16 protein-coding genes are annotated in these 15,054 nt (G+C 27.1%); 3 read left to right on the forward strand and 13 right to left on the reverse strand.

The genetic code is table 11. From position 1 onward, the window contains the following. Positions 1–9: 9 nt before the first annotated feature. From AB8B22_RS06240 to AB8B22_RS06250, 3 genes are all read right to left on the reverse strand, one after another. Positions 10–228 (reverse strand): hypothetical protein, encoded by a 219-nt coding sequence (locus AB8B22_RS06240; protein ID WP_369710467.1) that lies wholly within the window; start codon positions 226–228, stop codon positions 10–12. Positions 229–668: 440 nt separating this feature from the next. Beyond that, positions 669–1,088 carry an ATP-binding protein gene (locus tag AB8B22_RS06245; RefSeq protein ID WP_369710468.1) on the reverse strand — a complete coding sequence of 140 codons (420 nt, stop codon included), beginning with the start codon at positions 1,086–1,088 and terminating at the stop codon, positions 669–671. A 113-nt stretch (positions 1,089–1,201) separates the two neighbouring features. Further along, entirely contained in the window at positions 1,202–1,546 is a 345-nt protein-coding gene (locus tag AB8B22_RS06250; protein WP_369710469.1) for a hypothetical protein, read from the reverse strand. A 269-nt stretch (positions 1,547–1,815) separates the two neighbouring features. On the opposite strand from AB8B22_RS06250, the gene AB8B22_RS06255 reads away from it, so the two are divergent. Beyond that, positions 1,816–2,226 carry a cupin domain-containing protein gene (locus tag AB8B22_RS06255; RefSeq protein ID WP_369710470.1) on the forward strand — a complete coding sequence of 137 codons (411 nt, stop codon included), beginning with the start codon at positions 1,816–1,818 and terminating at the stop codon, positions 2,224–2,226. A gap of 139 nt (positions 2,227–2,365) precedes the next feature. Continuing rightward, a complete protein-coding gene (locus AB8B22_RS06260) occupies positions 2,366–2,701 on the forward strand; it encodes a winged helix-turn-helix transcriptional regulator (RefSeq protein WP_269473107.1) in 336 nt (111 codons plus the stop codon). A gap of 151 nt (positions 2,702–2,852) precedes the next feature. On the opposite strand, the gene AB8B22_RS06265 is transcribed toward AB8B22_RS06260, so the two are convergent. The 4 genes from AB8B22_RS06265 to AB8B22_RS06280 form a co-directional block, all read right to left on the reverse strand. Beyond that, positions 2,853–3,185: a hypothetical protein gene (locus AB8B22_RS06265; RefSeq protein ID WP_369710471.1), complete on the reverse strand. Its 333-nt coding sequence runs from the start codon at positions 3,183–3,185 to the stop codon at positions 2,853–2,855. Positions 3,186–3,346: 161 nt separating this feature from the next. After that, positions 3,347–4,600: an RNA-binding domain-containing protein gene (locus AB8B22_RS06270; RefSeq protein ID WP_369710472.1), complete on the reverse strand. Its 1,254-nt coding sequence runs from the start codon at positions 4,598–4,600 to the stop codon at positions 3,347–3,349. Between the two features lie 93 nt (positions 4,601–4,693). Continuing rightward, positions 4,694–4,984, reverse strand: coding sequence for a helix-turn-helix domain-containing protein (locus AB8B22_RS06275; protein ID WP_314340623.1), 291 nt, complete (start codon positions 4,982–4,984; stop codon positions 4,694–4,696). Positions 4,985–4,988: 4 nt separating this feature from the next. After that, the gene (locus tag AB8B22_RS06280; protein ID WP_369710473.1) at positions 4,989–5,576 is read right to left on the reverse strand and encodes a TMEM175 family protein; all 588 of its coding nucleotides are present in this window, start codon (positions 5,574–5,576) and stop codon (positions 4,989–4,991) included. A gap of 227 nt (positions 5,577–5,803) precedes the next feature. Between AB8B22_RS06280 and AB8B22_RS06285 the strand changes: the two genes are divergently transcribed. Beyond that, positions 5,804–6,655: a LysR family transcriptional regulator gene (locus AB8B22_RS06285; RefSeq protein ID WP_369710474.1), complete on the forward strand. Its 852-nt coding sequence runs from the start codon at positions 5,804–5,806 to the stop codon at positions 6,653–6,655. Positions 6,656–6,771: 116 nt separating this feature from the next. On the opposite strand, the gene AB8B22_RS06290 is transcribed toward AB8B22_RS06285, so the two are convergent. From AB8B22_RS06290 to AB8B22_RS06315, 6 genes are all read right to left on the reverse strand, one after another. Then, positions 6,772–7,617 (reverse strand): aldo/keto reductase, encoded by an 846-nt coding sequence (locus AB8B22_RS06290; RefSeq protein WP_369710475.1) that lies wholly within the window; start codon positions 7,615–7,617, stop codon positions 6,772–6,774. Positions 7,618–7,962: 345 nt separating this feature from the next. Continuing rightward, positions 7,963–10,989, reverse strand: coding sequence for a type I restriction endonuclease subunit R (locus AB8B22_RS06295; RefSeq protein ID WP_369710476.1), 3,027 nt, complete (start codon positions 10,987–10,989; stop codon positions 7,963–7,965). 37 nt (positions 10,990–11,026) lie between these two features. Next, entirely contained in the window at positions 11,027–11,734 is a 708-nt protein-coding gene (locus AB8B22_RS06300; RefSeq protein WP_369711933.1) for a restriction endonuclease subunit S, read from the reverse strand. Next, positions 11,668–12,897, reverse strand: coding sequence for a restriction endonuclease subunit S (locus AB8B22_RS06305; RefSeq protein WP_369710477.1), 1,230 nt, complete (start codon positions 12,895–12,897; stop codon positions 11,668–11,670). Before AB8B22_RS06305 ends, AB8B22_RS06300 begins: the two co-directional genes overlap by 67 nt. Positions 12,898–13,064: 167 nt before the next feature. Beyond that, a complete protein-coding gene (locus AB8B22_RS06310; RefSeq protein WP_369710478.1) occupies positions 13,065–13,373 on the reverse strand; it encodes a hypothetical protein in 309 nt (102 codons plus the stop codon). Next, a complete protein-coding gene (locus AB8B22_RS06315; RefSeq protein ID WP_369710479.1) occupies positions 13,366–14,967 on the reverse strand; it encodes a type I restriction-modification system subunit M in 1,602 nt (533 codons plus the stop codon). Before AB8B22_RS06315 ends, AB8B22_RS06310 begins: the two co-directional genes overlap by 8 nt. Positions 14,968–15,054: the final 87 nt, after the last annotated feature.

Consider the following 15,054-nt stretch of genomic DNA (forward strand, 5'->3'; position numbering starts at 1 on the left):
TTATAACTATTATTTACAATACTCTCCTTCACTTAATAACTCTACATAGGCTCTTGAAGATTCTGTACTACAATCATAAGATTCTCCATCTATATCTCCTGCGTAATCTGCAATGAATCGGTTAATTGTATAAGTATATCCTCGATAATACAATGCTGAATTAACATCATCAGAATATGCGATTATCCCTTTAATCTCAGGAATATCTTCATACACTACTATTCCCATTTCCGTTTCATTTTCTCTATGAGATGCATGTAAATAAACTTTAAGATATTTTTATTTTCTATATTAAAGTATACCAAACAAAATTTTATTTGTCCATTTTTTTAATTAGAATATTGATTTAAAATGAAATATTTAAAAATTAATTATGGATAATTTATCTCTATTAATAGATTTACATAAAATTTTTCTAAAATAAAAATAATGTTTAAACTATGTAACACCATTTGAAAAATTTTTACATGAAATTAAATTTAAGGAAATTTAAAAAATATTGCATTTAATATTGAAATTTAGGAAAAATAAATAATATTCCTCAGTAGAAGTTTTTTTATAATATTTTTGCAACGAAAAGTTTTTCATTCCATTTTACGTTTCATTTTGCAACGAAAAAATTAATTTTTGTCCTATTTTTTTAATTGATATTTTACTGAACGTCCTTTTCACACTTGTTCAGCAATACTTTTTTCAATTAAGCTATTTACTGATCTTATGACTTTTGATTTGCTATATCCACTTAAATATTTGATTTCTTTCCTACTTAATTTTTCATATTTTTTAAGAATTTCAAAAACTTTTACTTCTCTATTAACTAAATTACTTAGAACTGTTTTAATTATTGGCAAAGTTATCCTTATGCTATTTTTATGTGTCTCAAAAGATGGTTTTACAATATTTTCTCGATATTCATATTTTATTTTTTTTATTCCTATTCCAAATTTTTCAATTATTCTTAGCTGATAAAAAATATTTGCTATTATGGGATTTGTCAAAGTTGAGGTATATCCTCTCATATATTCATCTTCAGACATTCCCGATGATAAATTTCCTGGTAATATAATCTCTATTTTATCATTTGACATTACTATTTTTATATTTGCTTTTATATCCCACAGTCTATGAACTATCGCACTTGCAACAGATTCCTTGAAAGCCTCTTTTGAAATTTTTTCTTTTTTTATACACTCAGCACCTTCTATCTCTTCATATTCATAACCTCTTTCAAATATACTAATAACTTCAAAATATTGTTCAAGTATTGACTTTTTTCAATATTTTTCCTAAATAATATCCTATTTTTATTTTTCTCTGCTATATTCTCACCTAAAACTACTATATCGATTCCAGAAAATTTTCTATTATTATTGTCTGCAAAAAGTTCAGCAGCTATATTAAATTTTTTATTTTCATATAAATTCAATGTTTTTAATATATCTAAATTTAGTTCTTTTATTCCTACTACTTCTTTCATTTTCTTTTCTAAAAACTTAAATTCTAATTTCTCATTTTCTATTTCAATTGCCTCATAATCTTTTCTCATTTAAACCATCCATTCTTCTAATCATAACTTTATTTAAATTCATAAAAATAACTACAATCCATATATTTAATTTAAAATAACATTTTATAAATTAATTATACTTCATTTCTACTTTTTTTGCAACGAAAATCTTTTCGTTCCATTTTTTATTTGTCGTAATATATTATATAATCTGTGTATAGAGCTATTTTTAAGATTTATTCAATCATTTTTCTTTATATTTCCACAATTTATACAAAAAGGTAACTATATAACAAAAAAGTGCATTCTTGCCATTTGTTTCATTATGTTATAAAATAAACATACAAAAGAAAAAGGAGGAATCATATATGAAAAATTATTCAATAGGAATTGCAGATGGAGCAAGAACAGAGTTTCATCAAACATTAGGATTAACAGGAGCGGAAGTAAGTTTTAACAGTTTACCTGCAGGTGTAAGCGTACCATTTGTTCATTCACATAAAGAAAATGAAGAAATATATATAATTACAGAGGGTAAAGGTACTCTGACAATTGATGGTGAAGTTGTTAAAATAAAAAAAGGAAATGTAATTAAAATATCCCCTAATGGTAAAAGACAATTTGCAGCCGCAGATGATGAAGGTATCAGCTATGTATGTGTTCAAGTAAAAGAAAATTCATTAACTTCATATACTGAAAATGATGCCATTATATATTAATATTATATATTAATAGGGTTTGTCTCAAAAAAAAATTTAAAAAATAATGTGGAAACTGTATTTTTGAATTATTTAAAATTTTACTATTTTGAGACAGCTCTTTTTTTTGTACTTACTTAAAGTATCATATGATGGTATAATGAATGCAAGAGGTGATTTTATGAGAAAAATATATACAGAATGTCCAGTTGAATATACTGCTTCAATGATAGCTAATAAATGGAAAATACTAATATTGAGGGATTTATTAACTGGTACAAAAAGATATAATGAATTAACAAAATCTATAGTCGGAATCAGTGCAAAAGTTTTAACTGAAAATTTAAGACAACTTGAAAGTGATGGAATAGTTGTAAGAAAAGTATATCCAGTTGTTCCACCAAAAGTAGAATATTCTCTTACAAAGAAAGGTAGTGAACTAAAACCTATTTTTGATTTAATGAACGAATATGGAAATAAATATAAGAAAAAATAAGTATACTGCACCTAAAATTTTGGACACTCTCTAAATATAATATTATGAAAACTATATTTTGAATTAAAAGCTGTCTCATGAGGATTATTTTATGAAACAGCTTTTTCATTTTTCAATCATTTTTTACTAAAATATAAACTTTACATAAAAATTAAAGACCTGCTGGATCATAAAATATAATTCTCTTATCATAATCTATTGCTATATTGATCCCTTCGTTCATAGATAAAGTCGAATTTTTATAATATCCAAGTATTGTTACTCCTATATTTCTATATCTTAATCCATTAATTCTACATAATTTGAAATTCATAACAGTTCTCGTACCTCCTCCTCCGTGTACCTCTTCTCCCATCGTATACTTTCTTATAACTTTTCCTCCTTCACAATATCCTTTTTCAACTGTAATCTGAGGATAACCAAGTCCAAATGAAAAGCTCAAACTTCCTAAAACTAATGATAAAAGAACTACAATTCTTTTCATAAAAATCAACACCTTTCTTAATATACTTTTTCAATTTTATATTATTTTACACCACTATTATTATTATTATTTTTTTTTTTTTGATTAGAATATAATTTAAATCATAAAAATTTATAATTTAAAATACGACGAAAATATTTACATCGTTTTTTTGTGGTTTTTTAGTTTTTATAATACTTAGTTCCTCTTCCATTTCCAATAGTTACAATATATTTTTTCTCAACCAAAGATTTCAATAATTTCAAATTTTTGTCCTTTTTAAACCCTGTTATTTCTGATATTTCTTTATTCGATAAAATATTTCCATCTTTTAATGTTTCAAATACAATTTTTTCATCTTTAGACAAAAATATTTTATTAAAAATTGTAAAAAGTGTGATTTTTATTGAGTTTTCATTGATTTCATAAATAGGTTTTGTGCTATAATTTCTGTAAATTTCATTTATTCTTCTTATTCCTGTTCCAAACATTTCAATATACTTCAATCTAAAAAAAACATTTCCCAAAATAGGATTTCTAAGTTGTGAAATTTGTCCGTTTAAATATTCTTTTTCAGTTATTCCCGAAGGCAATCCTCCTGGAGAAACAACTTCAATTCTATTCTCAAACATTGATATTCTTATATTTGAGTTTATATCCCAAGTTCTATGAATTATCGCATTTGCAATCACTTCTCTAAAAGCTTTTTCTGGTATTAATTCTTTTTCAATTCTTTCAAAACCCTGAATTTCCTCATATTTATAGTATCTTTCAAATACTTCTATAGTTTTATGAAATTGAGAAAAAATAGACATATTGACAAATGTATTTCGGTCAAGAATCTCATTTATATCCTTACCAAATCTCGCAATATCTATTCCTGAAAATGAATTTTTATCTGCTACAAGTGCCGCAGCATTGTTATAACCTTCTTTATCATCATATAAATTCAATGTTTTAAGTAAATCAACAGAAAAATTTTCAATTGCAAGTTTTTCCTTTAATTCTTTTTTCAATACTTCAAATTTTAAATCTTGATCATTTGATCGTAATTCTTCAAAATATCTGTTCATTCCTTCCAAAGTAAGTCTATTCAATTCTAATCTGTCAACTTCAATAGTTGATGCATCGTTTCTTTTATAGGCTTTTCCTTTGTATAAATACGGTTTATCAAGTCCCTCTTTAACTACAAGTGTTATAGTTTTATCCCTATTATTTTTTATAAAACTAAAATTAGGTTTTGGTACAATATTATCATTTATTTTATTTTCAAGATTTAAGCATGTCTCATCCAAATCATCTATTCCTACAATTTTTCCATTATCATCAATTCCAAAAATTATTCTACCTGAACCATAATTAGCAAAAGCACTCACTGTTTTTAAAAAAGTATTTGTTATCGTTAATTTTAATTCTAATTCTCTATTTTCTTTCATACCTTTAAATCCTCCTGAAAAAATTATACCATAATTCCGTCAAAAATACGACAAAAAAAAATACGTCGGTTTTCTGACGCATTTTAATATCTATTACTTCTCTTTTTGATACTGAGAAACTGTTTTCCCTGTCCAATTTTTGAATGCTCGATAGAAGGACGAAATCTCTGTGTATCCAACCAGATAGGCTATTTCATCAATTGAAAGTTCCTCTGCTTCCAAATAGTTGAAAGTCATTATTTTCTGAATATCTTTCACCAGCTGATTAAAACTGGTATTTTCTGCCGACAGATTTCTTTGAAGAGTCCTTCCACTTATCCCAAACTCTTCTGCTACATTTTCTAAGCTAAACTGTCCACTAGGAATAAGCTGAAAAAATTTCATATTTCTATTTTTCCCTTCTTCTTTTTATTGCCTTATACTGTTCCGGAAATGCAATTCCAAATAAAGTAATATAAACACTTATCATCATTGCAGGCGGATAAAATATACACGATATTATTAACCCAATTATTTTTATACTTATATCAACTTTTATCCATCTTATCATTGTTTTTAATGATTCCTGCAATTCTTTATCATGTTTATTCACCTTTTCTATCAGATACAACGAGATTATGTTGCAGAATGTAACAGCCAAAACTATTATGCCATAAAATCCTTGCGCTACACTACTGTTATAATATGAAGTGACAAAAGAAGTCACATATGGAAAAAATGAGGAAAAGAAAAGTAGTACTACATTTACCCAGACAATTAACGGTGTAATATATTTTATTTTATGCCATTCATTATGCAGATTTACCCACATTGTTCCAAGCCAAAAAAATGAAATCGTATATGCAAAAAAATCTATTCTCAAATTCCAAAGCGCTTTTAAAGTTGCTGTTTCAGGTTTTTTTAGTTCTAATATAAGAATTGTCATAATAATTGCAAGTACAGCATCCATAAAAGCTGCCAATCTTTCTTTATTCATAGTTAAACTCCATTCCATGATTTTATAATAATACAATTATATCATAAATCAGTAAGGAATTTAAATTTTCAGTTTTTCATATATAATTTCCTCCATTTTCTTATTTTTATTTGCTTATCTTTATATAATCATAATATTAAAATTTAAGATAAAAGTACAATACCATTTATAAAATGTGCTATAATTAAAATGCATACTAGAAATAAAAATTATATGAGGTGATTTATATGATAGAATTGGAACAACTTAAACAGCTTATTGCATTTGCAACACATGGAACATTATCAAAAGCTGCTGAAGAATTGTATATTTCACAGCCTGCCCTTTCCCGTTCGATACAAAAGCTGGAAAAAACTTTAGGGGTTGAACTTTTTGACAGGAAAAAAAATAAGATGGAATTAAATGAAAATGGAAAAACTGTTATCCAGTACGCAGAAAAAATATTGAATCTTGTAGATGAAATGGAAGAAAAAGTTAATAAAAATAATCAGGTTCAAAATAATTTTTCAATTGGTTCATGTGCTCCCGCTCCATTGTGGGATATGATTTCATTATTTGGAAGATTTTATCCTGAAAAATATATTCTTCATAAAATAGAAAATAATCTTCAGTTATTTGAAAAACTTAAAAATGACAGTTATCAGATGATTATTCTTTCTGAGCCTATTGATAATTCTGAATTTTTCTGCATAAAATATAAAACTGAACAATTATTTTTATCAGTTCCTCTAAGTCATCCGCTGGCTAAAAAGAAGGAAATACATTTTTCAGATATTACAGATGACAGAATGCTCTTATTCAATCCAATCGGAATATGGAAGGATGTAGTTTTAGAAAAAATGCCTAATATGAACTTTCTTATCCAAAACGATAGGATTATTTATCAGGAATTAGCTGAAATGCAAAATTTACTACATTTCCGTTCAAATTTCACACTTGAACGTGAAGATAATTTTAAAAATAATATTTCAATTCCGATTATTGATAAAGAAGCAAAAATGACTTTCTACTGTGTCTGTAAGAAAAATATAAAAAATGAAATTGATAAACTTTTTGATAGTTTTAGTAAAAATTCTTAAAAAATAAGAGGGGTCCTTTCCCTCATATTTTTATATATTTCTATTTTCATTAATTTATCCTATAGCCATTTTTTCTGCAAATCAAGAAAACTAAATTTTTGATTTCAAAACTCTTATTATAATTTTCTTCCATTAAGCCATTTTACTATTTCTACATCATCATGGTTTAAAAATAAACTTTCCTTTTTATCAAGTTCAGATATTTTCTTCATATCTTCTGTACTTAATTCAAAATCAAATACATTAAAATTTTCTTCAATTCTTTCTTTTCTGACTGATTTTGGTATTACAACTACATCTCTTTGAATTAGCCATCTTAAAATTACCTGAGCCACAGATTTATTGTATTTTTTACCAATTTCAGACAAAATTTCATTTGTAAATATTCCATTTTTCCCTTCTGCAAAAGGTCCCCATGATTCTATTTGAACCCCATATTCCTTCATTATTTCATTTGCTTTAACCTGCTGATTGAAAGGATGTGTTTCCACCTGATTTACAGCTGGCACTACTTCATTATTCATAATAAAATCAACAAGTCTGTCAGGATAGAAGTTACTTACACCAATTGCCTTTATTTTCCCTTCCTTATACAACTCTGTCATTGCTCTCCAAGCTCCATAAACATCATTAAATGGCTGATGTATCAAATATAAATCAATATATTCCAAATCCAATTTTTTTAAAGAAGTTTCAAATGCCAATTTTGCCTTTTCATAATTTGCATCACTTACCCATAATTTTGTTGTAACAAAAATTTCTTCTCTAGATATACCGCTTCTTTTTATAGCTCTTCCCACTGCCTCTTCATTTCCGTATGCCGCTGCTGTATCAATTAATCTATATCCTGTTTTTAACGCATTATAGACTGCTTCCTCACATTCTTTCATATCATCAATTTGAAATACTCCAAATCCCAATATAGGCATTTTTACTCCATTGTTTAAAGTTACGTATTTCATAATATTTCCTCCTAATTTTTATATGTCATTTTTTAATTACAGTTATACTTTTAATTTTCTTGAACTTATTTTATCAATTTTTTCCTCTGAAGTCTAATATCAATTTTGCAAATTCACTATAACTAAAATGTATACTATAAAGTTATCCATCATAAATTGTAATATTAAATACAACATTCTTTTTATCTTGACAACAACAATTTTTGAGATACAATATATTAGAGAAAAATAAAGAATTAAAAATTTTTTTATAACATAAATTGCACCACTATTGATGCAATTTTCTCCCTAAATTTATCATAACTTAAATAATAAATATCTAATATAATCAATGAATTTGTTATTTTAAATCCCTATAAAAATTTCTACCATTTTCCGTATTTTCTCTAATACAGATTGTTTTTTTACCTCTCTTGCCCCTTTTCTTCGTGAAGTCGGCGGAAGAATACTATCTAATTCAGAGCCAGCATAATCAACAAAACCTTTATTTATAGATTTTTCAATAAATCTTCTAGAATCTTCTTTTAAATTCTCATCTTTAACTAATTCATCAATTTTTTCCTTCTTTTCTTCTTTTGCATATTTATAAAAAGCGTCAAGAATTTCTCCATTATTTTTCAATTTTTTTAAATCTGTTTTGTTAATAAAATTTATAACTAAATTCTCTTTAGCTCTAGTTCCTAAACTTGTACGTATAATTCTTCTTATTTCAGATTTCAATGTTTCAATATCATCATGTTCTTTTGTCTTTTCTAAAATTAACTCTAAAATATAATCTAAATTAATTTCATCCGTTTTCAGCAAATCAATTTGAAATTCAATATCAGAAAAATCAATTCCTTGTTCGTTACTATTATTTTGATCATCTTTTCCAGCATTTCTTATTTCTTCACAAATATCCACATAAACACTCTTCATATCCTGCATTTGTCTATCAGATATAATTTTCTCAAAATTTTCAAATTCATCGAAATTCTTAAGTATATTTTCTGTTTTAAGCAATTCTCCAAATAATTCTGCAAATTCCTTTTTATCTTGATTTTTTTCAATTTCAACAGGCTTTGGAAATTTTTCAACTATTTCATTACACAAATTTATATATCCTTTTACTGATTTCCCTGTTTCCTCGTCTTTAAATCCATTTATATAATCGTTATAACTTTTTTCAAGAATTATATTTACACTATTTTCATCTCCAAAAGTTTTAATAGCATTTTTTGTAGCCTTGTCCAAATCTCTAAAACATACAATATTTCCAAAAGTTTTAACTTTATTCAAAATACGGTTTGTTCTTGAAAATGCTTGAATTAATCCATGGTATCTCAAATTTTTATCAACAAACAAAGTATTTAATGTTGGTGCATCAAATCCTGTCAAAAACATTCCCACAACAATTAAAATATCAATTTTTTTATCCTTAACCTTTTTAGACAAATCTTTATAATAATTCTGAAATTCATTTCCATTTGTTGAAAAATTTGTTTTAAAATAATCGTTGTAATCAGATATCACTTTATCCAAAAATTCTTTCGCTGTCGATTCCATTGCACTTGGCTCAAAATTTTCATCAGGAATATCTCCTATCGCATTTCGCTCTTCATTCGCAGCAAAACTATAAATTGTCGCTACTTTCAGTCTTTTTTCTTCAGGCAAATTTTCTTGCTGTTTTTGAAATTCTTCATAATAAAGTTTTGCCGCTTCTACACTTTGAACAGCAAACATAGCATTAAATCCGTTTAGCCGTTTCTGTTTTATATTATAATATTCATTTCTATGAGTTTTTGTATTATATACATTTAAAATATATTCTACTATTTTAGAAATTCTCTCAGGATGTAATAACATTCTTTTTTCAAGTTCCTTGAGCTTTTTATCATCTGTTTCTGTTTCAGCTGCTTTAAATTTTGCCCTAATATCATTATAATCCACTTTAAATTTTAAAACTTTTTTATCACGAATAGCATCTGTTATAACATAACTATGTAATTGAGCTCCAAAAATTCCAGCTGTTGTATCACTTCCAAGAGCATTTTCAGGAAAAATTGGTGTCCCTGTAAATCCAAACTGATAATAATTTTTAAAAGATTTCCTAATATTTTTTTGTGCATCTCCAAATTGCGAACGATGACATTCATCATAAATTATAACACAATGTTTATCGTAAATTTCATGGCTTGGATTTTTTTTGACAAATTCATTTAATTTTTGGATTGTCGTAACAACTATTTTGTTATCCTGTTTTTCAATGCTTCGTTTAAGTTCTTTTGTATCTTTACTACCATTTACACTATCAGGCTGAAATTTCTGATATTCCTTCATTGTCTGATAATCCAAGTCTTTTCTATCAACCACAAAAAACACTTTATCAATATATTCAAGCTCTGTAGCAAGTTTTGCCGTTTTAAAAGAAGTCAAAGTTTTTCCTGAACCTGTAGTATGCCAAATAAATCCTCCAGCTTCAATTTTTCCACATTTCTTATTTTGATAACTAGATTCTATCTTCCACAAAATTCGTTCAGTTGCTGCTATTTGATACGGTCGCATTATTAGCAAATTATCATTTGAATCAAAAACACAATATTTTGTCAAAACTTCTAAAATAGTTCGCTTTTCAAAAAATGTTGCTGTAAAATCTTTAAGATCTCTAATAACTTTATTTTTCGCATCTGCCCACTCACATGTAAATTCATAATGATTTTTATTCTGTGCCGTAGTATTTGCAAAATAACGAGTATACGTTCCATTTGAAATTACAAAAATCTGAACAAATTTATAAAGTGAATTTTCAGTATTAAAACTTTCCTTGCCGTATCTATCAATCTGACTAAATGCCTCATGAAGACTTACTCCACGTTTTTTCAATTCTATATGAACAAGCGGCAATCCATTAACCAATACTGTTACATCATAACGATTTTTATGCTTACCTTTTTGCTTAATTTGATTACAAACCTGTAAAATATTATTATGTATATTTTTTTTATCAATAATTTTTATATTTTTCAAATGTCCGTCATCAAAAATAAAATCATAGATATAATTTTCCTGAATCTTTCTAGTTTTCTCAATCATTCCGTCATTTGGACAATCAAGATATTCCACTAAAAATCTTTCCCATTCTTTATCTGTAAAAGCAACTTTATTTAATCTTTCAATTTGAATCTTCAAATTTTTATAAAGTTCCTCCGATGTCTTCCCATAAAATCTTTCATACCCTTGGCTTTCTAAATCCCTTATCATCCCATCTTCAAGTTCTTTTTCACTTTGATATGTATCTTGAACTTGAAGTATTTCTTCATAATTAGCTAAAATAATTCCATTCGTCATCTCAGCAATTGTTGATCTTTCATAAATCGCACTTTTTTCCGACATTTAAACTCACTTCCTTTATCTTCCCCCTTTTAAATGTCTATTTTTCAAAATTCAATAGTTTTTCCCTGTAATATTCATACTGTTTCTGTCTTAATTCTATTTCTTTTGGTAATCCCTGTGATAAATCATTGACTAAAGTGTCAAATTTATCTAAAATTGATATGATATATTCTTGTACTGGCATTGGAGGTAGCGGGATTTTTATTTTTCCTATATCATTTAGATTTATCTTTATTGGTGTTGCATTGTGCAGTATTCTTTTAGATAACTCCATTTTACCGTATGAACTTTCAATAAAATATTTTAGAAATTTGCTTAACACTACTTTACAATTTGGTTTTATCAATGTCAAAGTTACATAATAAGCTAAATTTTCATTATTTTTTACTAAAGCACAAGTTCCTACATCTCCTATTCTAGTCATAAATATATCATTTTTTTCTGGTTTTGCTTTATACTTTTGAAAATCTTCTAATGAAATAAATTTATTTGTAGAATATAAATCTTTTATATTTTGTACACTCACAAAAGGAACACCAGATTGAGTATAATTAGGAGTTTGGTGTGTACCATCATGATATTTTGCTACTTCACTTAATTTTTTCCACTCGATTTTATCTTTTATATTAACGCCAGCAATTTTTGCTGCTTCTTTAAGTAATTCAAAAAATTCACTCGTTATTTGTCGCTGTGCTGTGCTGTGCTGTGCTGTGCTGTGCTGTGCTGTGCTGTGCTTAGAGCATATCCTTCTTCTTTATCAAATGTCAAGAGTTTTTCTCGATAATATTCATATTGTTTTCTTCTTTGTTCTATTTCTAAAGGAAGTAGTCCTTTTGTATTAGAAAGAAGTTCTTGAAATCTGTCTAAAATTTTTACAATTTTATTTTGGATTTCTATTGGAGGTATTGGGATTTTAATATTTTTCATATTAGCCTGATTTATTTTAGGAGGAACTCCTTTTACAATAGATGATACATCTACATTTGATAAATAGTAATATATATATTTTAATTTATATTGTTTATCTAACTCTCCTAAAACATGTGCATGATTATTAACCCAAATCTTACTCTCATTAATCCAATGTAAAATAGGTGTATTATCTTTATTTATTACAGAACCATCTTCTCCCATTAAAATAAAAGTTCCATCAAAAATATAATTATCTATATAATCTTGAACTCCATTGGCTCCATAGTATGGATACTTACCTATAATTCTTTTAGATTTAGTAATTGGTTTTCTTTTGTTATCTAAAATTTCACAAACTTCTCCCAATTTCTTCCGCTCAACCCCACCAGGACAAAATTCTTTTATTAATTTTTCAGAAATTTTATTTAAATAATCTTCACTTAATAACATATCTCTATAATAGTTATACTGCTTATTTCTTGCCTGTAATTCTGCCTGTAATTCTGCCTGTAATTCTGTAACATATTTTGTGAAATTGTCAAGTATTTTTACAATTTTTTCTTGTGTTTCTAGTGAAGGAATTGGAATTTCAAATTTAGCTAAGTCTCTACTATATACGTGTGGAATACCAACTCCTTGCTTTAGGCTATAAATTTTCATTTGTTTACTTAATAACCAATGATATAAAAAACGAATATTTAATTCATCAGAAGGTTCAACAGAAAAAGCATCACTTAAAAAAATAGGTTGTTCCCAATAACTGACAAAACCTGCATAAGCACCACTTCCGGCTACAGATATAGTAATTCCTTCTCGATTATATTCGTTATGATAATATGCAGGTTTTTGCCCCCCAGCAACCACAGGAATTTCACCTTCTAAGACTTCTTTTTTGGTAATAGTTTGACCTCTTCTAAATTCACAAACCTCACCCAATTTCTTCCACTCAACTACATCAGGACAAAATTCTTTTATTAATTTTTCTATTTTATTCATAACATTTTTCCTTATTTTGTTTATTTTTTTATTTCAATATTTAGTTTTTCTCGAGATTAGTTATATTAATTTTTTATAACAAACCTTGATTTTATTACTTTTTTGGTACTTACTATATTTTTCTAGTTTTTTTTATCTCGAGATTAACATTTTTTCTCGAGATTAATTTAATTTGTACTTAAATTTTTTATCTCATCATTTAGTCTAACAAGCATTTTCTTTATTTGCTGAATAAAAGCCTCTTCTGTACATTTAAATATATATTGAGTAGTAGTCAACTGATAGTTTACAACCACTTTTTCTAATAATTCTCCATCTTCAAATATAGCTTTTATATGCTTGCTCACATTCTGTTTCGTTGTTTCAAAAAGCTCTGCAATTTCCAGCTGATTCAGCCATACTGTTCCATTTTCCAATTTTAGACTTATCTTTGACTTTCCATCTTCTGTATTATAAATAATCATATCATTACTCATTTTCAAGCTCCTTTACTATCTTATTTATGGAGGTTCTGAGTACATCTATTCTTTTTACTGTTTCTTCTATTTCTTTATTTAATACCTTAATATCAATTATCTCACGTGTATCCTCTTTCTCAACATATGTAGAAACTGACAGATTATAGTCATTTTCCATAATTTCACTATTATCTACCAATCTTGCAAAATATTCCACATCTGCTCTTTCCTTAAATTCCTTAACTATCGTTTCAATATTTTCAGGATTTAAAACATTATTATTTGTTTCTTTCTTAAACTCCTTGCTTGCGTCTATAAAGAGTGTCTTATTTTCTGTTTTATTCTTTGCCATTACTAAAATACATGTTGCAATAGATGTTCCAAAAAATAGATTTTCCGGTAACTGTATCACACAGTCTACAAAGTTATTATCTACTAAATATTTACGAATCGTTTTTTCTGCTCCTTTACGGTAAAAAATACCAGGAAAACATACTATTGCTGCCCGTCCTTTGCTTGACAGATAACTCAGAGAGTGCATTATAAACGCATAATCTGCATAAGATTTTGGTGCAAGTTTTCCTGCTGGCGCAAATCGTTCATCATTAATAAGTGTCGGATCTCCGTCTCCTATCCATTTAATCGAATACGGCGGATTTGAAACAATCGCATCAAAAGGCTTTTCATCATTATGCAACGGCTTAAGTAAAGTATCTCCACGTTTTATTGAAAAATTATTGTAGTTTACATTGTGTAAAAACATATTCATACGTGCCAAGTTAAAATTAGTCATATTTATTTCCTGCCCAAAAAATCCCTCATCAATAATATGTTCCTCAAACTGCTTTTTCATTTGTAGTAGCAACGAACCACTTCCACATGTCGGATCATAAACTTTATTTATGCTGTCTTTTCCTTCCATCACAAGCCGTGCCAAAAGTTTTGAAACAGTTTGTGGAGTAAAAAATTCTCCTCCTGACTTACCAGCATTGCTGGCATAATTTGAAATCAGATATTCATACGCATCTCCAAAAGCATCTATATCATTATGCTGAAAACTTCCAAAATTAATTTCTGAAATTCCTGTTAAAATATCTGCTAATCTTGTATTCTTTTCTGCTACTGTTCCACCTAAACGATTACTCGTAGTGTCGATATCTTCAAATAATCCTTTAATATCATCTTCCGACTCAAAACCAACAGCACTTGCTTCAATAGCTTTAAAAATATTTGCTAAATCTGTATTCAAATTTTCATTGGTTCTCGCTGTTTTTACTACATTTTCAAAAAGTTGACTTGGTAAAATAAAAAATCCTTTATCTTCCACAGTACCAGCTCTAAAATCTTCTTTGGCTTCTTCATCAGAAATATCCGCATAATTAAATTTCAAATCTCCAGCTTCATGTTCTGCTTTATTGAAAAATTCTGTCATATTTTCTGAAATAAATCTATAAAATAATATTCCCAAAATATACTGTTTAAAATCCCAACCATCCACCGCTCCACGCACATTATCTGCAATTGCCCAGATTTTACGATGCAATTCTGCTCTTTGTGCCGTTTCATTTGATTCTTTTGTATTTGCCACTTCTTTCTCCTTATATCTATTCATAATTTATTTTTTGTTAATATTATACCATAATTTCACATAAAATTTATTTTCAGTACAAAACTTTTTTTAAATATTGATTTTTTTTTC

The sequence above is a fragment of the Leptotrichia rugosa genome (assembly GCF_041200005.1).
GTDB classification, from domain to species: Bacteria; Fusobacteriota; Fusobacteriia; order Fusobacteriales; family Leptotrichiaceae; genus Leptotrichia; species Leptotrichia rugosa.

Bases quoted from the DNA above. Each gene is read 5' to 3' on its own strand.
- AB8B22_RS06275 (WP_314340623.1), bottom strand. From the start codon at position 4,984: ATGAAATTTTTTCAGCTTATTCCTAGTGGACAGTTTAGCTTAGAAAAT.
- AB8B22_RS06270 (WP_369710472.1), bottom strand. From the start codon at position 4,600: ATGAAAGAAAATAGAGAATTAGAATTAAAATTAACGATAACAAATACT.
- AB8B22_RS06295 (WP_369710476.1), bottom strand. From the start codon at position 10,989: ATGTCGGAAAAAAGTGCGATTTATGAAAGATCAACAATTGCTGAGATG.
- AB8B22_RS06305 (WP_369710477.1), bottom strand. From the start codon at position 12,897: ATGAATAAAATAGAAAAATTAATAAAAGAATTTTGTCCTGATGTAGTT.
- AB8B22_RS06280 (WP_369710473.1), bottom strand. From the start codon at position 5,576: ATGAATAAAGAAAGATTGGCAGCTTTTATGGATGCTGTACTTGCAATT.
- AB8B22_RS06250 (WP_369710469.1), bottom strand. From the start codon at position 1,546: ATGAGAAAAGATTATGAGGCAATTGAAATAGAAAATGAGAAATTAGAA.
- AB8B22_RS06315 (WP_369710479.1), bottom strand. From the start codon at position 14,967: ATGAATAGATATAAGGAGAAAGAAGTGGCAAATACAAAAGAATCAAAT.
- AB8B22_RS06260 (WP_269473107.1), top strand. From the start codon at position 2,366: ATGAATGCAAGAGGTGATTTTATGAGAAAAATATATACAGAATGTCCA.
- AB8B22_RS06310 (WP_369710478.1), bottom strand. From the start codon at position 13,373: ATGAGTAATGATATGATTATTTATAATACAGAAGATGGAAAGTCAAAG.
- AB8B22_RS06245 (WP_369710468.1), bottom strand. From the start codon at position 1,088: ATGTCAAATGATAAAATAGAGATTATATTACCAGGAAATTTATCATCG.
- AB8B22_RS06240 (WP_369710467.1), bottom strand. From the start codon at position 228: ATGGGAATAGTAGTGTATGAAGATATTCCTGAGATTAAAGGGATAATC.
- AB8B22_RS06290 (WP_369710475.1), bottom strand. From the start codon at position 7,617: ATGAAATACGTAACTTTAAACAATGGAGTAAAAATGCCTATATTGGGA.
- AB8B22_RS06285 (WP_369710474.1), top strand. From the start codon at position 5,804: ATGATAGAATTGGAACAACTTAAACAGCTTATTGCATTTGCAACACAT.
- AB8B22_RS06265 (WP_369710471.1), bottom strand. From the start codon at position 3,185: ATGAAAAGAATTGTAGTTCTTTTATCATTAGTTTTAGGAAGTTTGAGC.